This is a genomic window from Methanocaldococcus lauensis (genome assembly GCF_902827225.1).
GTDB lineage: Archaea > AGJL01 > Methanococci > Methanococcales > Methanocaldococcaceae > Methanocaldococcus > Methanocaldococcus lauensis.
Genome location: NZ_LR792632.1, coordinates 898,271 through 923,637, shown reverse-complemented (window position 1 = coordinate 923,637; position 25,367 = coordinate 898,271). Strand labels below are relative to the sequence as shown.

The following is a 25,367-nucleotide window of genomic DNA, read 5'->3' as shown; positions in this document are numbered from 1 at the left end:
TAAGGGATGGGATTGTTATGGAAAATGCTAAAGAAATTATTATTAAGTTATTTTCTGGAATTGCTGAGATTCACGGATTGAGTAGGTCTGTTGGAGCAGTTTATGGTATTTTATTTTTTTACGAAAAGCCGATGACGATCTCTGAAATTATGGAAGAGTTGAAAATTAGCAAAGGAAATGTAAGCATGTCGTTAAGAAAGTTGGAAGAACTTGGATTAATTAGAAAAGTCTGGATAAAAGGAGAAAGAAAGAATTATTATGAAGCAGTTGGTGATTTTTCTTCAATTAAAGACATTGCTAAAAAGAAACATAAACTAATCTCAGAATCTTATGAATCTTTAAAAAATATCGCTCAAAGTAACAAGGAAAATAAAGAATTTATTAGCAAAAAATTGGACAAAATAGAAAAAATGAAGAAGGTTTCAGAAAAGATTTTAGATGTTCTTAATAGCGAATTATCCTAAATGGTGATTAAGAATGATAAGAAATATTTTAAGAAATCTTGCAAATTTTGCAGAAAAAAAGCCATTTCTTATGATTTTGATTATTTTAATTATTACAATATTTGCTGGAATTTCTGCCACAAATATAAAGACACAGACTTCTTTTGAAAAAATGCTTCCTCAAGATGATCCTATAGTTCAAACATTATATGAGGTTAGAGATGAATTTGGAGGAACAGATGTTGTAATTTTAGCAGTAAAAATAAAACCATCAAATAATCCAGACAAGGTTGTGGATATAAGGGACCCAAGAGTTTTAAGGGCTGTGAAAGAGTTGGAAGAAAGTTTAAGAACTGTAGATGGAATTACTGGGGTAAGTTCTCCAGTAGATACTCTTGAAAAATTAAATGGAGGAGTTTTACCTCAAGATATTGATACAGTTAAAAGATTACTAAATAAACTTCCAGAAGATCAAAGAAAGAAATTATTTAATTCAGACTATTCAATGATGACAATAAATGCCTTTACAGATGTTGGTGGAAATGAGAAAAAGAATGTTAGATTGATGCAGGATATTAAAGAAAGAATTGAAGAAACACCTTTACCTCCAGGAGTAGAAATTATACCAACTGGAACTCCAGCGTTGAGAGATTTATTAAGCATTCTTATGAAAGAAAGTCAAGAGTTTACGACGATATTTGGTTTGTTAGGAATTTTGATTATATTAATAGCATACTTTAAGAGACCTATTGCCTCAATACTCCCACTGTTGCCAGTCATTATCTCTGTCATTTGGACTGGTGGGGCTATGGGTCTCTTAGGAATTCCATTAGATATGGCTACCGCTGGTATTGGGTCGTTAATTCTTGGATTGGGTATTGATTATGGAATTCATCTAATACACAGATTCAACGAAGAGAAGAAAAAAGGATTACCTACTGAAAAGGCTATAGAAATAGCAGTTGTTGAAACTGGAACTGCTGTATTGGCTACAACTGCAACAACCGTAGTTGGTTTTTTAGCATTGGTGTTGGCTCCACTGCCTATGATGAAACATTTAGGGGAAACATGTGCTTTAGGTATAACATTCTCAATGATTGTTGTCTTAACCCTATTACCTGCCTTAATTGTTATTGAAGATTATTACATAATGCCATTTATTAGAAAAATAAGATCAAAAGGTGAGTAAATATGAATCTTAGAAAATTATTAATTGGTTTGTTATCTATGCTTATAATTTCTACCATATCTTACGGATTACAGATAGAGGAACCAGAATATCAACCAAAGATAATACATCCAGGAGACGATGTAGATTTGTGGATTAAAATTGTAAATGATAATTATGAAAATAAAGTTAAAAATATCGTTGTTGAAGTAACTCCTCACTATCCATTTGAGTTAAGGCAAGTTAATCCTACTAAAGGAAAAGTTATTATTAACAGTTTAAATCCTGGAGAACCCTATACGGCATACTTTAAACTACATGTTAATGAAAATGCCCCTTCAAATGATTATAGAATAGATGTTAAAGTGAATTACGATGAAGTATATGAAGACAATGGAAAGGAAACAGTTGTTCATTATAACTTTACTAAAGTATATTATATTCACATATATGGAACTGCAAGTTTTGAAATTAGTGGAAATACAAATTTAACCCCAGCAAAAACAGAAGTAGTTCCAATAAATATAAAAAATACTGGAACTGGTACAGCAAAAGAGGTCAATGTATATATAGGTTATAAATTAAATCCTACACCAGTTGGATCAGAAATAAAAACAGTTGAATATCCTGGAGGGATTACTACAGAAGAACAAAAAAATATTATTTATCCAACAGTTATTTCTTTAACTGATCTTCCAATCTCTCCGGTAGATATAACAAAGTTTTACCTCGGAGCTTTAAAGCCAGATAGTAAAAAAACTATAAATGTAAAGTTCCACGTATCTCCTAATCTTGTTGAAGGAGTTTATCAAATTCCTATAGTCGTTACATGGACAGATGAAGATGGTAGTAAAAAGGCAGAGCAAATAAGTTTGGGAGTTTATGTAAAGGGAGATATTATTTTAAGTATATCAAATGTTGTTACTGACCCAAAAGAGATTAAGCCTGGAGATAACTATGTAAGAATTGATACTACTATAACTAACAACGGCCACGCAGAGGCAAAAGATGTAAAATTGAAATTAATTACAAAATATCCATTTAAAGATAGTTGGAGTAACTGTAATATAAAAGATATAGGTAATTTAAAACCCGGAGAGTCAAAGACGGTTTCTTTCTTTGTGGATGTGAATAAGTATGCAAAAACAGAGCATTATCAATTGCCAATAGAATTTAGTTATTTAGACCCACAAGATAATAAGCATAAAGGGATTAAATATATTGATATATATGTTAAATCAAAACCACTGTTTGAAATTTTAACAAAAGAGGTAAATGTAACTGCAGGAAAAGAAAATAAAGTTTATATAAAAATAAAAAATATAGGTTCAGAAAAAGCAGAAAGGGTTAAAATTTCAGTAATCAAAAATTCAGGTCAGCCATTTGATTATCCTATAAAGTCAGATACTATAGGAACACTATATCCTAATCAAACTGGAGTGGGTGTTATAAGTATAGATGTTGATAAATCAGCTCCTACAAAACCATACATAATAACACTTGAAATACGATGTGCTGGAGATAGTGATGAAGGCGATAATAATGTCTATATTTATCAGGAACCTTTAAAAGTTAATGTTATTAGTTCTAATGGAAGCACAATAGTTCCTATATTGATAGGAACAATAATATTGGTGATAATTATAGGAATATATATAAAGTTTATGAAAAATAGAAAAAACCATGAATAACGGTTATTTTAATCCTTAAATCTACTTTATTTAATTTTATTTTTTTATAATTTTTTGGGTGGTAATATTAATGACGATTTTAACAAAATCAGTAATTTAGCAGTTATTTGGATTACTACATTTACAACAATGCTTGGGATTGGTTTAATAGCTCCTATAATGTCAATATTTGCAGAAAGTTTGGGAGCCACAAATACAGAGATAGGTATTATATTTGGAGTTTTTGCTTTATTTAGAACTATATCTCAAATACCAGTTGGAATTTTGTCAGATATTTTTGGAAAAAAGCCATTCATTGTTATAGGAACATTTTTTTATGGAGTTTTTACTCTAATGTATAATATTGTTGGTTCTGTTTTAGGATTATTAATTATTAGAAGTATTACAGGATTTTTTTCTGCTTTTGTAACTCCTATTGCTGGCTCTTATGTTGCTAACCTTGCTCCAAAGGAAAGATTAGGAGAATATATGGGAATTTTTAATGCATCAATAAATTTAGGTTTTGCTATAGGTCCATTTATTGGAGGTTTTTTGGCAGATATGTATGGAATACAGACACCATTTTATATATGCGGATTTTTGGGAATATTAGCATCTATCATAGCACTTATAAAATTGGAAGAACTGCCAATAAAGAGAGAAGTAGAGATAAATATAAACAAACTGTTTTCCATAGAATTTTTAAAAAATAGATTATTTTTATTGTCATATATTATTAACACATTATCTATTATCTCAAACGCAAGTATTATAGTTTATTTAGCAATATATGCAGTATCCTTTAAAATAACCTTAACACAAGTCGGTTTTATGATTGCATCAACAAATATTTTATCTGCATTATTACAAAGATATATAGGCAGATTGTTTGATAAGTTTGGAATTGTAGTTATAATATTGGGAATAATAATTTTGTCTATAGGGATGTATCTTATCTCTTTATCAACAACATTTTTTACGCTTATATTTTCTTTAATGGTTGTAGCAATAGGAATGGCAATGGTTGGGACATCTGCAATGTCATTGGCTATTAGAGATATTCCTCCAGAGAGAAAAGGAGAGGCAATGGGGCTATTTACTACGAGTTTTAACATAGGTATGTTTTTTGGAGCAGTAATCTTTGGAGTATTGGCTGATTTTGTAGGATTATCTAATATGTATAAGATTTCATCTATTTTAGTGCTATTTTTAGGTAGTTTGTGTTATTTAAAAATTAAAAAACAACTAAATAATTAGATTCTATGCATATATTTTAAAATATCTTCATGCTGAACTATAACTTGAACTCCTAACTGTTTTCCTACATCTTCAAGTTCTTTTTTTAATGTTGTAAAATCTACTTTGGCTTTTGAAATATCTACGAGCATAATCATCGCAAAGAGGTCATTTAAAATTGTTTGGCTAATATCTAAAATATTTATATTATTCTCTGCTAAAACTTTTGATATTCCTGCTACAATTCCAGTTCTGTCCTGTCCAATTACAGAAATAACTACTCTACTCATTTTTTCTCCTCTCTATCTTTTTATAATTTTTTAAATTCAGCATCTACAACTATATGCCATACACCAGGAGCATATTTTTTAATTTTTACTATTTTATAATTAAGGAGTTTATAATTATTTTTTTTAGAATAAAATTTTAATCTCTCAATAGGTCTCTCAAACATAATTTTTTCTGCAACAGTTTCGTGATAATGTATAACCCCTCTATCTTTCAAAAATTCAAATGCTTTATCTAAAAATTTATGAGTTTTATGAACATAGCCCATAATTACTCTGTCAGCAACATCTTTTAATTTAACTTCTCTATTGTCAGATAAAATTGGAGTAACATTATTTAACTTATTTAATTTAATGTTTTCGCATAAGTAATGATAGGCTATAGGGTTTTTTTCAATTGCATAAACTAATTTTGGCTTTGAATATTTAGCCAAAGGAATTGTAAAATATCCAATTCCAGCAAACATATCTATGACAGTTTCATTCTCATTACTTATATGAGCCATTCTTACCCTTTCTTTAATATTTCCCTGACTCCACATTATTTTAGAAACATCTAACTTAAATAGACAGCCATATTCTTTATGTATCGTTTCTGTTTCACTTCCATATAAAATTTTTATATGAGGAGCTCTAAATTCTCCTGTTATTTGTGTAGTATATAGAACAATAGTTTTACATTTGGTTTTATTTATAATTTCATTAATTTCATCTTTATTTAACTCTTTTTTAACAATAACAACATCTCCTACCTTTTGATATTTCATAATTTCATCCTTTTCAATATAAGAATTAAAAATTTTGCACACATAATTTCTGACCTTAGGGTTCTACAATAATTAATATAAATTAATATATTATATAATAAAAATATTTTTTGGTGAATATTATGAAAAATTATAAAGTTTATGTGGAAGGATATGGATGCGTATTAAACACTGCTGACACTGAAATTATAAAAAATTCTTTAAGAGAGTGTGGCTTTATAGTAGTTGATAACTTAAAAGAGGCAAATATCGTAATAATAAACACATGCGTTGTTAGATTAGAAACTGAAAATAGAATGATTTACAGAATAAATGAGATTAAAAATTTAGGAAAAGAGGTAGTGGTTGCTGGATGCTTACCAAAGGCTTTAAAAAATAAGGTTAAAGGATTTTTACACATATATCCAAGAGAAGCACATAAAGCAGGAGAAATTTTAAAATATTATTTGGAGAATAAAAAAAGAAAAAAATATGTTGAGGAAGAGATTAATAAAACACTATACAAAAAATTAGATTATATAAAACCCTCTTTAATTACTCCACTACCAATATGTGAAGGATGTATAGGAAACTGCTCATACTGTATAGTAAAAATAGCAAGAGGTAATTTAATATCTTATCCAAGAGAAAAAATCGTTAAAAAAGCAGAAGAATTAATAAAAAGTGGTGTTAAGTGTTTATTTATTACTGCCCAAGATACTGCAAGCTATGGGTTAGATATTGGAGATAACTTAGTTAATTTATTAAATGATTTAACCCAAATAGAGGGAGAGTTTATAATGAGAGTAGGAATGATGCACGCTAAAAATGTTCAGCCAATTTTAGATGAAGTAATAGAGGTTTATCAAAATGAAAAAGTTGGAAAATTTTTACATCTACCTATTCAAAGTGGAGATGATGAAATTTTAAAGAAAATGAAGAGAGGTTATACGGTAGATGAATTTAAAGAAATTGTTAATGAATTTAAAAGAAAAGTTAAAAATCTCTGCTTTACAACCGATGTTATAGTTGGATTTCCCGGAGAGACAGAGGAGCAATTTCAAAACACCTTAGAAGTTTTAAAAGAGTTAAAGCCAGATTATATTCATGGAGCAAAGTATTCACAAAGAAGAGGAACAGAAGCGGCAAAGATGAAACAAGTAGATACAAAGATTAGAAAAAGGAGGAGTGAAATATTAGATAAATTAAGAAGAGAATTAAGTTATTTGAACAATAAAAAATACATTGGAAAAACATTAAAGACATTAGTTTTAGATGAAGGAAAAGGATACACTGAAAACTTTAAAGTAGTTAAGTTTGAAGGCGGAGAAATTGGAGAGTTTGTAAAAGTAAAAATAACTGACGCTAAAACATTTGGATTGAAAGGGGAAATTATTCCTTAATTTCTTTTAAAACTTCATCTAAATCAATTTTTTTAACTTCTCCAAATTTAACAACTTCTCCATCTCCTTCATATCTTGGTATTATGTGAAAATGAACATGATTAACTTCCTGTCCAGCCACTTTACCATTGTTATTTACTATATTGTATCCATCAAAACCTAATTTTTTTAAAATATTTACAGTTTTTTTTACGCCTTTTATAAAATTACATAATTCCTCATCTGGCATCTCGTCAAATCTCTCATAGTGCTTTTTTGGAACAACTAATGTGTGCCCTTTATTTCTTGGATTAATATCTAAGAACGCCAATACATGCTCATCTTCATAAACAATCTTTGCTGGAATTTCTCCATTTACTATTTTGCAGAAAATACACATTATTTCACCTTTTATTTCTTTTGGAGTAATATATCTTTATACTTAAATAATAGTTCAGTTATATCTCTTATATCTTTTCCTTGCATCTTTGCCTCATTTAAATATATATTATAGAGTTGTGGAGTTAAAGGTTTTGGATTAGATTTCCACATTTCAGAATGTATTAATAAATCAAAACACCTTGCCTCTGCCTCACTTAATCCAAGTTTTTTATAAATTCCTTCATGTGGCTTATATAATAAATTTTCTTCTTTTGGAGTTGATAAAACTAAATCACATAGTTCTGTTGTAGGAATTGGCTCTGCAATAGATACAAAAACATCATCAAGTTCAGCATCTACAATTAAATCTTTAGTTAATAGATAATCTTTTTCTGTCTCTGTTGGATAAGCTACTATAAAACTTCCCCCTACCTTAACATTACAATCCTTTGCCAACTTTATAGCATCTAATACCTTTTCTCTATTAATTCCTTTTTTCATATCTCTTAATACTTTATCACTTCCACTCTCTATTCCATAAAACACCCATCCAATAGTATAATTTTTTATAGCCTCTAAGATGTCATCATCAACATAATCTACTCTCATATCTGGAACTGATAAATTGTTTCTCCCAACAATTTCTGAAATTCTTTCTAACAACTCAAAGAACTTATTTTTATTTACTGACTTTTTAAATGCATATAAACTTCCAGTTCCTCCACTTATTGCTATTCTCTTAGCCCCTGCCTTTTTAAAAGCTTTAACTTCTTCAACAACATCTTCAACTTCTCTACTTCTAATTTTCTTTCCAAAAAATTTTGGAACTTGACAAAAAGTGCAATTTCCTAAACAACCCCTATGAGTTTCTATATAAACATTAGCCCCTCTAATCCACTGTTGTCCAATGTCTTTTGGTATTAAAGGAATTGGATGATTTAAATCTGGTCTTTCTTTTGGATAATTTACTACAATTTCATCTCCATTTTTGTATGCTAAACCTTCCTCATATCCCTCTATAATTTTTGGGGTTGTTAATTCACCTTCTCCAACTATAACTCCATCTACATTTAGTTCATTTAATATAATCTCTGGATATGCTGAAACACATCCAGCAATGTATATTTTAATTTTATTCTTTTTAGATTTTTTTAAAATTTCAATAGTTTCTCTAATTTTTTTATCCAATATGTGCAAAGTAGAATATAAACTAAATATAACTACATCTGATTTTAAAAATAGTGTTTTATCCATTTTTCTAATTAAATAAACTTTATGCCCTTTGTTTTTTAAAATTTTTCCTACCACCATTGCCCCATAAGTATAAACCTCTGGACAGTAAATTGTAATTCTCATACAATCCCCTTTATATTGTTTTATAATTATGAATATTTTAATAATTACTATTTTACAGATGTCAAATGCAAATACTCAAAGTTTCTATATATATATAGTCTCAATAATTATTAGTTATAATGTGAGGTGATAGTATGGCTGTAATAAATATGAACAAGGTTAATAAAAATTTCGTAAATGAAGTTGTAGAGGAAGGAAAGTTGGTTTTAGGTGAAGATGTTGTAAAATCTATTAAAGCATGCTATCAGTGTGGAACTTGCACAGGAAGTTGTCCAAGCGGAAGAAGAACAGCATATAGAACAAGAAAAGTTTTAAGAAAAGTTCTTTTAGGTTTAGATGATGTATTGGATTCAGACGATATTTGGTATTGCACAACATGCTATACTTGCTATGAGAGATGTCCAAGAGATGTAAAAATTACTGAGATTATAAAAACATTGAGAAACATTGCCGCTAAAAAGGGGAATATGGCATTGGCTCATAGAAAAACAGCATCTTATGTTTTGAGATTTGGCCATGCAGTTCCAGCAAATAAGCAAATTGTTGAATTAAGAGGAAAGTTAGGATTGCCTCCAGAATCACCAACAGCTCAATTTTCTGAAAAAGACTTAGAAGAAGTTAGAACATTAGTTAAAGAGTTAAAATTTGATGAGTTAATAGAATTTGACTGGGAAAAAATGGACTTAAAAGAATAAAATTAATTTAAATTTAAATAAAATTATATTATGGTGATAACAATGAAATATGCATTTTTCTTAGGTTGTATAATGCCACATAGATATCCAGGAGTTGAATTAGCTACAAAAAAAGTTATGGGCGAGTTAGGAGTTGAATTAGAATACATGCCAGGAGCATCTTGCTGTCCTGCTCCAGGGGTATTTGGTTCTTTCGATTTAAAGACATGGCTTACAATTGCCGCAAGAAACTTATGTATTGCTGAGGAGTTAGGGTTAGATATAGTAACAGTATGTAACGGATGTTATGGTTCCTTATTTGAAGCGGCACATATACTACATGAAAATAAAGAGGCATTAGACTTTGTAAATGAAAAGTTGGATAAAATTGGTAAGCAGTATAAAGGAACTGTTAAAGTTTATCACTTTGCAGAATTAATTTATAAGGAGATAGGAACTGAAAAAATAAAAGAAAAAGTTGTAAGACCATTAGATAAGTTAAATGTTGCTATACACTATGGGTGTCACTTTTTAAAGCCAAGTGATGTTAAGCACCTTGACAGCCCAGAAAGACCAAAACTGTTAGAAGAAATAGTTTCAGCAACAGGAGCTAAGCCAGTTATGTATAGAGATTACTTAATGTGTTGTGGAGCTGGAGGAGGAGTTAGAGCAAGATTTTTACCAACAGCGTTAGATATGACAAGAGAAAAAATTAGAAACATGTTAGATGCAAATGCTGACTGTACTGTCAATGTCTGTCCATTCTGTCACTTGCAGTTTGATAGAGGACAGGTAGAAATTAAAGAAAAGTTTGGTGAGGAATACAAACTTCCTGTTTTGCACTTAAGTCAGTTGTTAGGTTTAGCATTTGGAATGAAACCTGAAGAGTTAGCAGTTAGTGTCCATGCTATTCCAGTAGATCCAGTTTTAAAGAAATTGGGTATTGAGTAAATAAAACTCCCCTTTAAAATAAATTCCAAACATTCGTGCTATTACAATAAGGAAATAAAAAACAATGAAAGATTTTAAAAACATTAAATAAATAGCAACTTTCAAAATAAAAATTAGGTAGATTAAAGATATTCCAACAATTAAAACATATTTAGGAGAAACTAAAACTTTAACTAAGTTATTAATCCTTATTTTTCTATTATATAATTTATAAATTATTAGCGGTAAGAAATAATAAAAAATCGCTAAAATTATAAATAATCTAACATCATAATTTTGGATATACAAGAGTGTTTCAGTAGAAATTGGATATGGAAATAACAGACAGACAAATATAAGTAGTATTAAAGATAAAAATATATGAATCCAGATTAAAAATTTTAGAATATATGACTCTACCAAAAATAGAGAAATTAATAAACTCGGAATAGATAAAAATAACATAACTACAAAAATTTTTAAACCATTAATAAATATTTCCTTATTTTTTAAGTTTGGAAGAGAGTCTATATTTTTAAGAGTGGATATAAAAACTGTAAGACAGTATCCTAATACAAAAATTCCAACGATACCTCCAAATAAGATATAGCATAAAATATTTGGAAATAAAGTTAATATCCAAAGAGATAAAATTACTAAGCCACCCAATAATGTTTTTTTATAATTTTCTCTATAAAAAGGATAAATTAATAGTTCTATAATAAGTTTTTTAATTGTTTGGTTCATAAATCTCCCTCTTAAAAATAAAAAATTATAGAATTAACAAACTCTTGGTATAGGATCACCGATTGGCATATCTACAATTCTCCTACCTACAATAGTTTCCATTATAACTCCTTTATGCTCTTTTGTAGCATAGCCAATAATTTCTGCATTTTTTCCCAATGGATGTTCTCTCAAAATCTCTAAACATCTTTCGGCATCTTCTTTTTTAACAGCCATTACTACTTTTCCCTCATTAGCTATAGTTAATGGATCTAAGCCAAGAATATCACAAATTGACTGAACTTCATCACTTATAGGAATTTTGTCCTCAAATATAGTTATTCCTATATTGCTTTTTTCAGCCATCTCATTTAACGCATCTGCCAAACCTCCCCTTGTAGGGTCTTTCATTGCATTTATTTGAATTCCTTCTTCTAAAACCTTCTCAATCAATTTATTTATTGGGGCTACATCTGATTTTATATTAACATCAAAATCAAAACCTTCCCTCGACAATAAAATAGATAATCCATGCTCCCCTATATTGCCTGATACAATTATTGCATCTCCCTCTTGAACATTACAATCTCTAATAGCTTTACCTCTATCAACTATTCCTATCCCAGAAGTTGAAATAATAATATCATCAACACCATCAGAAACTTTAGTGTCTCCAGTTATTATTGCCACTTCAGCCTCTTTGGAAGTTTCATTTATAGATTTAATAATCCTCTCCAAGTCTTCTAACTTAAAACCTTCAGGAATTATTAAAGATAGAGATAATGCCAATGGCTTAGCTCCCATAACTGCTAAGTCATTTACTGTTCCACTAACTGCTAATCTGCCAATATCTCCGCCTGGGAAAAAAATAGGTTTAACTGTATGCCCATCTACTGTAAAGACAATTTCTTTATCTCCTAATGGAATAGTTGCTGAATCATCTAAACTCTCTAACCCAATTCCTCCATTAACTGATGTTATCTCTAAATTTTTCAATATTACATCTTTTATAAGTTCCTGCATTACCTTTCCTCCAGCTCCATGCATTCTTGTGATTTTCATAATCTCACTCTTTAACTTTATTGAATACTTAAATATTTTGATGTTTAATTTATAGTCCTTCACTGAATCTAAGTTTAATCAACATGACCAAAAATAATTACTAAAATAAAAAAATAGAGATAAATAACCAAATTTAATCTCCTCTATATTGCATTTTTTCAGCTTCGCTTATTTGGGTTATATCTATTCCTTTCATAGGTTCTCCTAAGTTCTTACTAACCTCTGCAATAATTTCTGGCTTATCATAATTGTAAGTTGCTTCAACAATTGCTCTTGCTCTTTCTAATGGGTTCTCTGATTTAAATATTCCTGAACCTACGAAAACTCCATCAGAACCAAGTTGCATCATTAATGCCGCATCTGCTGGTGTAGCAACTCCTCCAGCGGCGAAATTAACTACTGGTAATCTATTTAATTTCTTAACTTCTAATAAAACTTTATACAATCCATCGATAATTTCTGATAATGTAAAGCCTTCGTAGATTGGCTCATTTTCTAAAACAGTTGCTGGCAATCCCAGTCCTTCTCTAACTGTCTTAGCTAATTCAGCATATCTTTGAGCGTAAAATTTAGCAACTCCATATATTTCCTCATCACTCATTCTTTGTAGTTGAGCTATAGCTTCATTCATTAACCTCATGTGTCTAACAGCTTCAACTATGTTTCCAGTTCCTGCCTCTCCTTTTGTTCTTATCATTGCCGCTCCTTCCCAGATTCTTCTAACAGCCTCTCCTAAATTTCTTGCCCCACAAACAAATGGAACGTTAAATCTTTTTTTATAAATGTGGAAAAATGGATCTGCCTGTGTTAAAACTTCACTTTCATCTATCATATCTACTCCAATTGCCTCTAAAACTTCTGCCTCTTTTGTATGTCCAATTCTACACTTAGCCATAACTGGAATTGAAACTGCATCCATTATCTCCTCAATTAAAGCTGGGTCTGACATTCTTGCAACTCCACCAGAGGCTCTAATATCGGCTGGAACTTTTTCCAAAGCCATAACTGCTACAGCTCCAGCCTCTTCGGCTATTTGAGCTTGTTCTACATTAGTTACATCCATAACTACTCCATGTTTAACCATTTTAGCAAATCCTTTCTTTAACAAATCAGTTCCTTTTTTCATACTCTCCCTCCAAAAATTTAATTATTAATGATAAATTTAAATTAATTATTTTGATTTAATATTAATTATTTCATAGGTTGTTTAATATATTTCTATTATTTTTTTTGCTATGCTTTCTCCATCTAAGCCATAGTATTTTAATAACTCATCTGCCTTCCCACTTCTTCCAAATACATCATTTATTCCTATTCTTAAAAGTTTTTTGTTCAAACCTTTTGAAGCAATAACTTCAGCTACAGCCCCTCCTAAACCTCCGATAATACTGTGATCTTCAACTGTAACAATAAAATCTTTTGATTTTTCTATAATCTTTTCATCTATTGGTTTTATTGTAGCCATCTCTACGATTTCAGCAGAGATTCCATTTTCTTTTAATATTATTGCCGCCCTTAAGGCTTCTGGCACTTCTTCTCCTGTTGCTATAATAGTTAAATCATCTCCATCATTTAAAATTTTCCCTTTTCCAATCTCAAATGTAGCCTCTTCCTCATTTTCATAAATTATCTCCGTATCTCTTCTTGGCATTCTAACATAAACTGGCCCTTTATACTCTGCTATAGTTCTAATGACATTTTTTGTATGATAATAATCAGTCGGTGCAATAACTACCATGTTTGGAATAACCCTCATTATTGCTATGTCTTCGCACATTTGGTGGGAAGCTCCATCCTCTCCAACGGTAATTCCTGCGTGTGTAGCAACTACTTTAACATTTAACTTAGGATATGCTACTAAGTTTCTTATAATCTCCCACGCTCTTCCACTGGCAAACATTGAGAATGAGGAAGCAAAGACAATTTTTCCAGTAGTTGCCAAACCTGCCGCCATTCCAATCATATTTTGCTCTGCAACTCCAGCATTAAAAAATCTTTCAGGAAATTCCTTAGCAAACATCGCTGTCTGTGTGGAGCCAGATAAATCTGCATCTAAAACTACAACATTTTCATATTTTTTACCTAACTCTATAAGTGTCTCTCCATATCCTTTTCTCATACCCTTATAAATACCAGTTAGTTTAACCATTAGTTTCACCTAAGTAATTGATTTTATTATTTTTATTTATTTTGACTGTAAAGAACTTAAAGCCGATTCTTTTAAGTTTTTAACAGCTGTTTTTACATCATCACTTCCAAATATTGCTGATGCCGCAATTAATACATCTGCTCCAGCTTTAACTGCTAAAGGAGCAGTTTTAATATTAATTCCACCATCAACGAAGATTTTAGTGTCATATTTATTTTCAACAATCATATTTTTTAATTTTTCAATCTTTTTGGTCATGATTGGAATAAATTTCTGTCCAGAAAATCCAGGTTCAACTGTCATTACTAACACTCCATAAACATCATTCAAAATATATTCAATTGTATCTAATGGTGTTGCTGGATTTATAGCCACTATTGGTTTAATTCCCATATTTTTAATTTTGTTTATTATTCTAAAAGGAAATTTTACAGCCTCTATATGAAATGTTATATAATCCATATCTTTAAACTCATCAATAAATAAATCAACATTATTAACCATCAGATGCACATCAACTGGCAATTTAGTTATCTTTTTAACATACTTTGCTATTCCAATACCCATACTAATGTTAGGAACAAAATGTCCATCCATCATATCAACATGAATTAAATCTACTCCTGCTTCTTCAACTTTCTCAATTTCTTTTTTTAAATATCCGAAATCAGCAGATAATATCGAGGCTCCAATTTTAACCATGTTAACTCACCAAAAATAAATTTTAAAAGTATATTCAATTATTAAATTATTATACTAAGCTTTCATTATTCACTCAATTCTTCTAATGCTTTCTTTAACTGCTCTTCATTTGGAGCTTTTCCATGAAATCCAACATTATGCTCCATAAATGAAACGCCTTTACCTTTAACTGTATATGCAATAATCATCTTTGGCTTTCCATTTTTTAGACTTTTAGCTTTTTCAACAGTATTTATAATTTCCTCAAAGTTATGGCCATCTATTTCAAAAACATCCCAGCCAAACGCTTCAAATTTAGCTTTTAAATCTCCTAAACTCATAACATCTTCAGTATTTCCATCAATCTGTAATTTATTTCTATCAACAAACGCTATTAAGTTGTCCAATTTGTAATGAGATGCTGCCATTGCCGCTTCCCATACAATGCCTTCTTGACATTCACCATCACCCAATAAAACATAGATATAGTTGTTTAATTTATCTAATCTACATCCTAAAGCCATTCCAACACTTGCTGAAAATCCTTGCCCTAAAGAACCTGTACAAATTTCAACTCCAGGAGTATCCATTGAGGGATGTCCCTGTAATTTACCTTCCAATCTTCTCAATTTCCAAAGTTCTTCTTCCTCTATAATTCCTAACTCAGATAAAACGGCATACAATGCTGGAGCCGCATGACCTTTACTCAAAACAAACCTATCTCTATCTTTTTTATATGGATTTTTTGGATCATAATTCATTATTTTAAAATACAAAGCTACAATTATATCAGTTGCTGATAAACTACCTCCAGGATGTCCCGACTTTGCTAAACCTACCATTTTTACAATTTTGTATCTAACCCTTTTTGCAATTTTTTTTAGTTTTTCAATTTCATCTTTATTAACTTTATTAACCATAGTTTCACCTTTTTATTAGTTAAATTTCAAAAATACTAAAAAATAAAAAATAAAACTAAAAATCTAATTACTAAAATAGAGAATCCATATCTTTACTTTACTGTAAAATAATTGATAGTTATATTTAAAACTTATTACTTCAAATTAACTGACAGTAATATATTAGAAATCTTTAAAAGTTTATTAAAAGTTAAAAAAATTAGAAAACGTTAAAAATATTTGGATTATCCTTTAATAACTCCTAATGGCTTCATTCTTGCTACTTTTAAAGATATTCCTGCTATATGGCATGTATCAGCGACTAAGTCTATGTTTTTATATGCGTCTGGAGCTTCCTCAGCCAATACTGCCTTTGAATCACTCAATGCGATAATTCCCATTTCAGCCAATTTTCTTTGAATTTCTTTACCTTTCCATAGCTTTAATGCCTTTGCTCTACTCAATTTTCTTCCTGCTCCATGAGCTGTTGAACCAAATGTTTCTTTCATAGCTATTTCAGTTCCTTTCATTAAATATGATGCAGTTCCCATGTCTCCTGGAAGCAATACTGGTTGTCCAATATCTCTATATTCTTTTGGAATCGCCTCATGCTTTGGAGGGAATGCCCTTGTAGCTCCTTTTCTATGAACTATAACCTTTACTTTTTTTCCATCTATTATGTGTTCCTCTTTTTTGGCAATGTTGTGAGCTACATCATACACTATACTCATTTCTAAATCCTCAGCATGTATTTTAAATACTTCCTCAAAGCTCTCTCTAACCCAGTGTGTAATCATCTGCCTATTTGCCCATGCATAGTTTGCTCCACAGCACATTGCCTTAAAGTAACTCTGTCCTTCTTCTGATTCAAATGGAGCACATGCCAATTGTCTATCTGGCAACTTTATTCCATAGTTCTTAGCTGCTTTCTCTAAAATTCTTAAATAATCTGTACAGATTTGGTGTCCAAGCCCTCTTGAACCTGTATTACTAACTATGAAATTATTTGCAATGAAGTTATGATTTTCGTTATCTATTGTTAAATCATAAACTATATCTATGTTTTCTTTAACTTCTTCTACTGATACTACAATATCCCATAAGGTTAAGTCCCCGTTAGAATACTTTGATATATATGTGTCAAATTGCTCCATTTTTGTTTTCCTATATTTGTATGAAGTTATTAGTAATTTTTTTTCACTTATTCCAGTTTCAATTGACTCTTGTTTTATAATTTTTTTCTTGTATATGTAATATTGTAATGATTTCATTAGCATTGACTGTCTCTTCTTATTGTATTCGTATCCAATTTTACTTGCAAATTTTATAACATTATCTATTTTTCCACTCAATTTTAGTATTATTTTATAACTTGTTTTTCCATCTTTTCTTTTGGTGTATGGTTTTACATAGATACTTCCTTTAATATCGAATTCTTCTAATAATTGTTTAATTTCTTCCATAAATTTAATTCCATTATCTACTAAATCCTCAACTTTGTTTAAAGATACTTTTAGGTTTTCTACTCTATATGGTTCATTTTTTCTTGGACTAATAATATTCATTTCAGCCCCAAAGTATCCAGCTAAGAACAATCTTTTTATCCATTTTGGACTTTGTTTTATCCATTCTGGGACAGAGAATGGAATATCTGATTTTTTACCATATGGAACTCCTAATGCTTTTAGGAATATGGCAAAGGATGGGGCTCTAACTACTAATTGATATCCTTCTCCCTCAAAATTATGCTTTATTAGGTCTCCACTACTATTAATGTGAGTTATTTCTGATTTATGTTTCTTTAATTTTACTAATGTTGATGAAAAGCCCAACTCTTCCAAATCAGATTTTATTTCATTTAATACATCTAAATTATCAATAAATTTAACTGTTGGTCTTTTTCCACCTACCCATGCATCACCAATGGCATATCCTACCAATCTTGCAATAATTCCTATCTTTTCATGGTTTAATTTTAGAGGTAGTAATCCTTTTTTCTTTAGATTTTTAATCATTCTTGGAGTTCCCCCTGCATTAATAATATCTTCTTCATCTACTATTGTAATATCGTCTGGTTTTTCATACTCAACACCTTCAAATGGATATATTAAGACTAAATCATTTATTTTTAAATCTTTACATTGTTTCCATCCTGAGGGCGTCCATATTGGATGGTCTTCTGTGCAAATAAGTTCTTTTCCAGTGAAAGTTTTTATTTTATATATTTTCTTATTATTTTTGAATTTCCAAAACTTTTTAATTTTTGCTGGAATTAATGTTTTATTTTCTTTGTCATAGATTAGAAGTTTAACTTTATCATAACAGTTTTCTAAATCTTTAATCTTTATATAATATCCATATTCAGTCATTATTTTTGCATCTTCCGGTAGGCAATGCACCATAACAACAACTTGATTTTCCTCTATTCCATAAACTTCTGCCGCTTCTTCATCAAATACTCTCTCAACATATTGCACTTCTAAGAAATGATTTCCACTACCTAAGCTACCTAACTGAACTCTACCTCTTTCTTTTGCCTTGTCTGATACATAAGAAGAATCTGCCTCTCTCATACATCCATTTTCTTCAATAAACTCTAAATCATCTTTCCAACCATAACCCTCTCTAACAGCCCACCTAACACCCTCTTCTAAAACATCATCCATAACTCCCTTACTGAACTTAACAATTCCTTTACTACCTAAACCAGAAGGGACATTTTTAAATAATGTTTTTATAAGCTCTTTTATTTTCGGTTCTACTTCATCTTTTGTTAAATTAGTTCTTATTAATCTAACTCCACAGTTATGAACAACTATATTATTTGCTATAAAGTTGTGCTCCTTACTTACAATTCCAACATCATATAACTTTGATTTGTAAGGAATCTCTTCAATTTTTATTATTTTATCTATTACAAATCCTCCTTTAACTCCATATTTTTTAATGAATTCTTCAAACTTTGGGAATTTTGTTGAAACCCTTACATCCTCTCTGTCTAATTTTCCATATATTGCTCTTTCTATTAACCTCCTGTTTATAAACTCATTTCTAAATTCATCCATTTTTAAAATTTCTGAAATAGTTAATCCTTCTTCATATAGTTCTTTTGCTTTTTCAATACATTTCCTTCTTATCTCTTTTATAGCATTCTTTTTCTTTAAGTATTCATAAGATAATAATCCAATAACTTTCTTCTCTTCTGAATATTCATAGTTTATTTTTCCTAAGAAGTGTCTTATACTCTCTTCTTCAACAATTGCTAATCTATATGAAACTCTTCCCTCTAATGATTTTATATCATAAATCACACTTTCAATTTCAAACTCTTTCAACAAGAGTTTAATCTCATTTAAAAACTCTAAAATATTAGCTTTTAACTCTTCACTCTTTGACATTGTTAGATTTATTGGCAATGATGTGTAGTTTTTAAACACTACTCTACTTCCATCTGCTCCAAACAAACCAGCCAAGAAATTCCTCTTTACCCATTTTGGTGCCTTCTTTATCCACTCTGGAATATTATATTTTTGCTCTGTCTTTTTACCAATTGGCATTCCTAATTTATGCATAAACAATGCAAAAGCCTTTGAAGTTATTTTTATATAGTTGTCTTCACATAAACTTGTATATTCATCTCCAATTTCTCTCTTCCTTGAATATATTTTTGAAGATTTTACTCCTAATTTCTCTAAATCTTCTTTAATTTTAATAAGTGTCTCTTCCTTTCCATAGAATGCTAAATATAATTTACCTCCCTTCTCTTTAACTATACTTCCATCTCCATAAGCAAAGCCCAACAACCTTGCAATAATTCCAATATTTCTATCGTTCATTTTAAATGGTAATAAATCTCTATCCTTTAGATATTTTATAATTTGTTTATCACAATCTGCAAAATCTTTTTCATCTAATATTACTTCATCTGAAGGTTCTTCATATTCAACTCCTTCAAATGGATAAACTATTATATTTTCTCCTTCTTTTAGCATACCCATTGGAACATAGCCATTTAATGTTAAAACTGGATGGTCTTTACTACCTTCTAAGATTCTTCCAGATTCTGTTTTTATTCTTATTATTTTTTCTTCTGCATCCCTTTCAGAAACAAATAATATATTAGAGGATTTTTCTTTTCCTTCTTCTGTGTTATAAATCTTAATCTCTAAATCTAATTTTTCTTTTAGTTTTTCCAATTTTATGAAATATCCGTCTTCTGTTAATATTTTTGTGTCTGGAGTAAGGCAATTTATATCAAAACCTACCCCTCCAGGGCTTATAACCCCCTCCCTTATGTCAAAAGCTGCTACTCCTCCAATACAATTTGAAACTAAGAAGTTATCTGCTATAAAGTTGTGGTCTTTGTGATTTATAGTAAAGTCATAAACCTCCTCTATATCATCAACTTCCTCTATACTTTCAATCTCATCCCAAATTAGTCCATCCCCAACCTTTTTTTCTTTAATGAATTCTTCAAATCTTGGGAATTTTGAGGAAATTCTTATCTCATTAATATCTTTTCCATTTTTCAATTTATTCCAAACATCTTTGACAAATCTTTCATCAGATTTATCTACATTTAATAGTTTTATAATTTCTGAAGGTTTTTTTCCTTTTTCAAATAACTCTTTTACTTTTTCTACGAGTTCTTTTTTTCTATTTATTTCTCTTTCTCTATACTTTAAATATGCCACTGCATAACATCCGAGTTCTTGTCTCTCTCTATTGTATTCATAGCCAATCTTAGACCATAGATTTATTAAGTTCTTAGGAGTTCCATTTATTGTTAAAACATATCTAACTGTCTCTACACCATCTTTTCTTTTGTGTGTTGAATTTCTCTTTTTAATTGTTGCTTCAATACCAAATTCACTTAACAATTTGACAATATTTCCTAAGAATTTTAAAGCATCTTCTTTAATTTTTAAATCTTTAGCCATCTCTAATGTTGGGAATGTAAAGAGGGCTTTTCTATCTTTTCTTGGATATGGTTTTCTCAACTCTGCTCCAAAGAATGACGCTAAGAACAATCTCTTCTGCCATAATTTACATTTGAATATCCATTCTGGGAACTCATATTCTTTTAATGTCTTATTTCCTATTGGAACTCCCAAAGTATAGAGATAAACTAATAAACTTGTGGAATTTACTACAAAGAAGTAGCAATTATCCTTTTCATAAACTTTTGAAGGAGTGTATCCTAATTTTATAATATCTTTTCTAATCTCCTCTAAGTCATTTGGATTTTTTGAAGAGAATTGAATTATTCCATCTTTTCTTTTTCCTATGAAGTTCATAGAGCCGTCTCCAAAGATAAAGCCCATAATTTTCAATAAGTAAGGCAATTTTTTATGGTTGTAGGTTAATGGAATTAATTCTTTCTCTTTTAGTTTTCTTAAAATGATTTCTTTACTCTTTTCACTTAAATTCAATTTTTCCATACATTCTACTATGGAATTTTCATCAATAATTATTTCATCTGAAGGTTCTTCATATTCAATTCCCTCAAATGGATAAATTCCTATAGAATCACCAATCTTTAAGTGTTTAAGTTCTATCATTCCATTTGGTGTATAGAAAGGATGGTCTTCTGTGGCTATTGTTTCATATCCTAATTTAGTTTTAACTCTATAAACTTTACAATAAGGTTTTAATTTAAAGAACCTTTCAACATCTGTATTTTCTATTTTTTTGTCTTCTGTATTGAAAACCTTAACTTTTTCATCTTTTAAGTTTTCATAATCTTTTATTTTATAGTAGAAACCATGTTCAGTTAATACTTTTGCATCAGGGTGAAGGCAGAATCCATATCCATAATGCACATCAGGCATGGCTATAGAATGCTTATAAATTCCAGGTAGGCATGCAACATTGGCTACTTGCTCTAAAACCTCTGGCTCTAACTCATCTAAAAGAATCTCATTTAAATATATTCTTCCAGGAACTCTCATACAATCTTTATAACCTTTAGGTAATTCCCAAACTACATCAGAAACTCTCTTTAAAATATCTTTCATAATTTTCACCCATAATAATTTTAAATTCTAATTTTAATAGGACTTTCGCAGTTTATATATTTAATATATGCATTTACGTATCTATTTTTGTGAAAGTCCCATTCTAAGTTAAAATATATGTTTTCATAATATATTATTATAATTAATAAAACTCTTATATATTCTTTAAATAAACTCAATAAACTCATTATATTTATTTTAGGGGGTAGTATGAAAAATAAAAAACTTTCCTTATATGAGGCAGTATCTATGGGCATTGGTGTAATGATAGGAGCAAGTATTTTCTCCATATTTGGGACAGGTATTAAAATAGCTGGAAATTTATTACCAGAATCTTTTGTATTGGCAGGAATCTATGCTTTTTTAGTAGCTTATTCATATATTAAGTTAAGCAGAGTTATTGTTTCTGATGCTGGACCTATAGCTTATATTCACAAAGCCTTTGGAGATAGTATAATTACTGGGGTTTTAGCTATTTTGATGTGGCTGAGTTACGTTATCTCTATAGCTTTATTTGCTAAAGGATTTGCAGGATACTTTTTACCTCTGGTTAATATAAGCATAACTCCATTAACTACAGGTTTGGTTGAATTAATAATAATAGCGTTCTTTGTGGTATTAAACTTTTTTGGTAGTAAAGCTGTTGGAAAAGCTGAGTTTCTTATTGTTTCAATTAAAGTTTCCATACTCCTATTATTTATATTATCTGGATTTTTAGTTTTAAATCCTTCTTATTTATATCCCCCCAACTCCACAACATTTGGTTTATTTTCAGCATCTGCTATATTTTTCTTATCCTATATGGGTTTTGGTGTAATAACTAACGCATCTGAACATATTGAAAATCCAAAGAAAAATGTTCCTTTGGCGATACTACTTAGTATTATTATTGTGATGTTTATATATGTTGGAGTTTCTGTAGTAGCTTTAGGTTCTTTACCAATTGATGAATTAATAAAATATAGTGAAAATGCTTTGGCAGTAGCAGCCAAACCTGTTTTGGGGAATTTAGGATTTTTATTAATATCTATTGGGGCGTTATTTTCTATATCCTCAGCAATGAACGCCACAATTTATGGTGGGGCTAATATTGCCTATGCTTTGGCAAAAGAGGGGGAGTTGCCAGAATTTTTTGAAAGGAAAGTTTGGTTTGGCTCCTCTGAAGGGTTGTATATAACCGCTATCTTAGGTTATCTATTTGCATTACTTTTTAATATGGAGGGGGTAGCTTCAATAACAAGTGCTGTCTTTATAATGATATATTTGTTTGTTATCCTGTCTCACTACAAACTTATAAACGAAGTTGGAGGAAAAAAATGGATTCTTAAATTTAATTTTTCTATAATATTTATTGTTTTTTTAATCCTTTTATATTATCAATGGTGTAACAATAAACTGGCTTTCTATGGAATTATTATAACATTTTTGTTAGCATTTTTATTTGAGTGTTTCTATAGAAAAAGAAGAACATTTAGCTTAAAACTTAATTAAAGCATTTAAAGATAATTTATTTAAACTCCAAAATCTTTCTTAATAAATTAAATTCTTTATTTAACATAAATTTAAAAGTCTGCTTAGAAAGCTTTAAATACTTTATTTCTCATCTAAAAATTCTTTAATCCTTTCTAAGCCCTCTTTAATGTTTTCATAAGAATTTGCATAACTTATTCTAACACAATTCTTTCCTTTACTTCCAAAACCTATTCCTGGAGTTAAAGCCACATATTTCTCTTTCAATAATTTGTAAGCAAATTCTCTCCCATCTTCTCCAATGTTTGGAAATACATAATAGGCAGCAATTGGATTATTAACTTTCCATCCAAAATATTTAACATATTTTAAAACCAATTTTCTCCTTCTATTAAATTCTTTTATCATATTATTTATTTCTTTTTCAGTTTCTTTTTCAAATGCCTTTAACGCGGCATATTGAGACATTGTTGGAGCTGAGATGAATAAATTTTGCTGTAATTTTAATACTGCTTCAATAATTTTTTCGTTTGATAGAACATAGCCTATTCTCCATCCAGTCATCGCATAAAGCTTAGAGAATCCATTAACCAATATTGTTTTTTCCAAATTTTCATCAAACTCAATTGCTGAATAGCATTTTCCTTCATAAACTAAGCCGTTGTAGATTTCATCTGAGATAATGTAAGGAATATATTCATAAGCAAATTCATAAATCTCTTTATCTACAACCTCTCCTAATGGATTGGATGGGGAATTTATGATTATTGCCTTAGTTTTATTAGATATTGCCTTTTCTAAACTTTCAACTGTAAAATCACAAAATACTGGTTTTCCCCCTAAAAACTTAATAAAATTTTTATAACATGGATATGAGGGATTTTGAATTAAAACTTCATCTCCCTCATCAATTATTGAAGATAGAGCAAAAAATAATCCTAAAGAACTACCTCCAGTAATGATTATGTTATCTGAATTTATATCTGTTTTATATTTACCTTTATATAAATTGCTAATCTTTTCTCTTAACTCTAAAATCCCTCTACTGTCTGTATAATGAGTTAATCCATCTTTTAAAGATTTAATCCCCTCTTCAACTATTGACTTTGGAGTATTAAAGTCTGGCTCCCCTATCTCTAAATGTATAACCTTTTTTTCACTTTCAAGTTTTTGAGCTAAAGCCAAAATATCCATAACTTCAAATGATTCAAAATTTAAAAGTCGCTTTGATAACATTATACATCACCATTATAAATATTAAAAACAAACAATTATTAATTATTAATACCAATAAATTCAACCTAAATCAAATATTTTACTATGGTGACATAAAATGATTATTGCTGTTAGTGGAAAAGGTGGTGTTGGTAAGACAGTATTTACAACATTATTAATTAAAGCGTTATCTAAAAAAACAAACAGTATCTTAGTTGTAGATGCTGACCCCGACTCAAATTTACCAGAAACCTTAGGTGTTGAGGTAGAAAAGACAGTTGGAGATATTAGAGAGGAATTAAAAAAATTAATTGAAAAAAATGAAATACCCTCAGGAATGACAAAATTTGATTATTTAAAAAGTAAAATATACGAAATTTTAGTTGAGACAGATAATTATGATTTATTGGTTATGGGAAGACCAGAAGGTAGTGGTTGTTATTGTAGTGTAAATAACTGGCTAAGGCAGATAATTGATAATTTATCTAAATATTATGAATTTGTAATTATAGATACTGAAGCTGGATTAGAGCATCTTAGTAGAAGAACTACTCAGAATGTAGATGTTATGATTGTTATAACTGATGCATCAAAAAGAGGTTTAGGAACTGCTAAGAGAATAAAAAAGTTAGCTAATGAGTTAGAGGTTAAATTTAAAGATATTTATGTAGTGGCAAATAAGGTTAAGCCAGAGTATGAAAAATTAATTGAAGAGTATGCAAAGGAACTTAATTTAAATTTGATTGGAAAACTTCCTTATAACAAAGAAATAGCAGAATATGACTTAAAAGGAATTCCTCTCTGGAACCTTCCAGAGGATAATGAGGTTTATAAAAAAGTTGAAGAGATTGCTGAGAAAATAATTAAAAAATAAT

21 protein-coding genes are annotated in these 25,367 nt (G+C 29.6%); 9 read left to right on the top strand and 12 right to left on the bottom strand.

Annotation, left to right across the window (positions count from 1 at the left end):
* The first annotated feature begins 17 nt into the window (after nucleotides 1-17).
* The 4 genes from KMP69_RS05090 to KMP69_RS05075 all read left to right on the top strand — a co-directional run bounded on the left by KMP69_RS05090 (nucleotide 18) and on the right by KMP69_RS05075 (nucleotide 4,538).
* Nucleotides 18-464: a GbsR/MarR family transcriptional regulator gene (locus KMP69_RS05090; protein WP_214399393.1), complete on the top strand. Its 447-nt coding sequence runs from the start codon at nucleotides 18-20 to the stop codon at nucleotides 462-464.
* Between the two features lie 13 nt (nucleotides 465-477).
* Nucleotides 478-1,632, top strand: a complete 1,155-nt coding sequence (locus KMP69_RS05085) for an MMPL family transporter (protein ID WP_214399392.1) — start codon at nucleotides 478-480, stop codon at nucleotides 1,630-1,632.
* Nucleotides 1,633-1,634: 2 nt separating this feature from the next.
* A complete protein-coding gene (locus KMP69_RS05080; protein WP_214399391.1) occupies nucleotides 1,635-3,302 on the top strand; it encodes a COG1361 S-layer family protein in 1,668 nt (555 codons plus the stop codon).
* Nucleotides 3,303-3,431: 129 nt separating this feature from the next.
* Nucleotides 3,432-4,538, top strand: a complete 1,107-nt coding sequence (locus KMP69_RS05075; RefSeq protein ID WP_250543645.1) for an MFS transporter — start codon at nucleotides 3,432-3,434, stop codon at nucleotides 4,536-4,538.
* Here the strand turns inward: KMP69_RS05075 and KMP69_RS05070 are convergent.
* The gene (locus KMP69_RS05070; protein ID WP_214399390.1) at nucleotides 4,535-4,807 is read right to left on the bottom strand and encodes an ACT domain-containing protein; all 273 of its coding nucleotides are present in this window, start codon (nucleotides 4,805-4,807) and stop codon (nucleotides 4,535-4,537) included. The two genes, KMP69_RS05075 and KMP69_RS05070, sit on opposite strands and share 4 nt — an antisense overlap.
* A gap of 20 nt (nucleotides 4,808-4,827) precedes the next feature.
* On the bottom strand, nucleotides 4,828-5,571 hold the full coding sequence (taw2, locus tag KMP69_RS05065) for a tRNA(Phe) (4-demethylwyosine(37)-C(7)) aminocarboxypropyltransferase Taw2 (RefSeq protein ID WP_214399389.1): 744 nt from the start codon (nucleotides 5,569-5,571) through the stop codon (nucleotides 4,828-4,830).
* 122 nt (nucleotides 5,572-5,693) lie between these two features.
* Here taw2 and KMP69_RS05060 point away from each other — a divergent pair, with 122 nt between their 5' ends.
* Nucleotides 5,694-6,953 carry a tRNA (N(6)-L-threonylcarbamoyladenosine(37)-C(2))-methylthiotransferase gene (locus KMP69_RS05060; protein ID WP_214399388.1) on the top strand — a complete coding sequence of 420 codons (1,260 nt, stop codon included), beginning with the start codon at nucleotides 5,694-5,696 and terminating at the stop codon, nucleotides 6,951-6,953.
* On the opposite strand, the gene KMP69_RS05055 is transcribed toward KMP69_RS05060, so the two are convergent.
* Nucleotides 6,943-7,332 carry an HIT family protein gene (locus tag KMP69_RS05055; protein WP_214399387.1) on the bottom strand — a complete coding sequence of 130 codons (390 nt, stop codon included), beginning with the start codon at nucleotides 7,330-7,332 and terminating at the stop codon, nucleotides 6,943-6,945. The genes KMP69_RS05060 and KMP69_RS05055 overlap by 11 nt on opposite strands.
* 11 nt (nucleotides 7,333-7,343) lie before the next feature.
* On the bottom strand, nucleotides 7,344-8,669 hold the full coding sequence (locus tag KMP69_RS05050; RefSeq protein ID WP_214399386.1) for a methyl-coenzyme M reductase glutamine C-methyltransferase: 1,326 nt from the start codon (nucleotides 8,667-8,669) through the stop codon (nucleotides 7,344-7,346).
* 134 nt (nucleotides 8,670-8,803) lie between these two features.
* Here KMP69_RS05050 and hdrC point away from each other — a divergent pair, with 134 nt between their 5' ends.
* Nucleotides 8,804-9,364, top strand: a complete 561-nt coding sequence (hdrC, locus tag KMP69_RS05045) for a CoB--CoM heterodisulfide reductase subunit C (protein WP_214399385.1) — start codon at nucleotides 8,804-8,806, stop codon at nucleotides 9,362-9,364.
* 42 nt (nucleotides 9,365-9,406) lie between these two features.
* Complete coding sequence (gene hdrB / locus KMP69_RS05040; protein WP_214399384.1) at nucleotides 9,407-10,294, top strand: CoB--CoM heterodisulfide reductase subunit B; 888 nt, start codon at nucleotides 9,407-9,409, stop codon at nucleotides 10,292-10,294.
* Here hdrB and KMP69_RS05035 read toward each other — a convergent pair.
* From KMP69_RS05035 to KMP69_RS08230, 7 genes are all read right to left on the bottom strand, one after another.
* Complete coding sequence (locus KMP69_RS05035) at nucleotides 10,271-11,020, bottom strand: DUF4013 domain-containing protein (protein ID WP_214399383.1); 750 nt, start codon at nucleotides 11,018-11,020, stop codon at nucleotides 10,271-10,273. The two genes, hdrB and KMP69_RS05035, sit on opposite strands and share 24 nt — an antisense overlap.
* A 33-nt stretch (nucleotides 11,021-11,053) precedes the next feature.
* Nucleotides 11,054-12,061, bottom strand: coding sequence for a hydrogenase expression/formation protein HypE (gene hypE / locus KMP69_RS05030; RefSeq protein ID WP_214399382.1), 1,008 nt, complete (start codon nucleotides 12,059-12,061; stop codon nucleotides 11,054-11,056).
* A 133-nt stretch (nucleotides 12,062-12,194) separates the two neighbouring features.
* Nucleotides 12,195-13,187 (bottom strand): pyridoxal 5'-phosphate synthase lyase subunit PdxS, encoded by a 993-nt coding sequence (gene pdxS / locus KMP69_RS05025; RefSeq protein WP_214399381.1) that lies wholly within the window; start codon nucleotides 13,185-13,187, stop codon nucleotides 12,195-12,197.
* Nucleotides 13,188-13,268: 81 nt separating this feature from the next.
* Nucleotides 13,269-14,210, bottom strand: coding sequence for a transketolase family protein (locus tag KMP69_RS05020; RefSeq protein ID WP_214399380.1), 942 nt, complete (start codon nucleotides 14,208-14,210; stop codon nucleotides 13,269-13,271).
* A gap of 36 nt (nucleotides 14,211-14,246) precedes the next feature.
* Nucleotides 14,247-14,912 carry a ribulose-phosphate 3-epimerase gene (gene rpe / locus KMP69_RS05015; RefSeq protein WP_214399379.1) on the bottom strand — a complete coding sequence of 222 codons (666 nt, stop codon included), beginning with the start codon at nucleotides 14,910-14,912 and terminating at the stop codon, nucleotides 14,247-14,249.
* Nucleotides 14,913-14,977: 65 nt separating this feature from the next.
* Nucleotides 14,978-15,811, bottom strand: coding sequence for a transketolase (locus KMP69_RS05010; protein WP_214399378.1), 834 nt, complete (start codon nucleotides 15,809-15,811; stop codon nucleotides 14,978-14,980).
* 224 nt (nucleotides 15,812-16,035) lie between these two features.
* Nucleotides 16,036-21,807 (bottom strand): RtcB family protein, encoded by a 5,772-nt coding sequence (locus KMP69_RS08230; protein ID WP_214399377.1) that lies wholly within the window; start codon nucleotides 21,805-21,807, stop codon nucleotides 16,036-16,038.
* A 210-nt stretch (nucleotides 21,808-22,017) separates the two neighbouring features.
* On the opposite strand from KMP69_RS08230, the gene KMP69_RS05000 reads away from it, so the two are divergent.
* Nucleotides 22,018-23,298: an APC family permease gene (locus tag KMP69_RS05000; RefSeq protein ID WP_214399376.1), complete on the top strand. Its 1,281-nt coding sequence runs from the start codon at nucleotides 22,018-22,020 to the stop codon at nucleotides 23,296-23,298.
* A 102-nt stretch (nucleotides 23,299-23,400) separates the two neighbouring features.
* Here KMP69_RS05000 and KMP69_RS04995 read toward each other — a convergent pair whose 3' ends face one another.
* Complete coding sequence (locus tag KMP69_RS04995; RefSeq protein WP_214399375.1) at nucleotides 23,401-24,513, bottom strand: pyridoxal phosphate-dependent aminotransferase; 1,113 nt, start codon at nucleotides 24,511-24,513, stop codon at nucleotides 23,401-23,403.
* A gap of 97 nt (nucleotides 24,514-24,610) precedes the next feature.
* Between KMP69_RS04995 and KMP69_RS04990 the strand changes: the two genes are divergently transcribed.
* Entirely contained in the window at nucleotides 24,611-25,366 is a 756-nt protein-coding gene (locus KMP69_RS04990; protein WP_214399374.1) for an ATP-binding protein, read from the top strand.
* Nucleotide 25,367 lies beyond the last annotated feature (1 nt).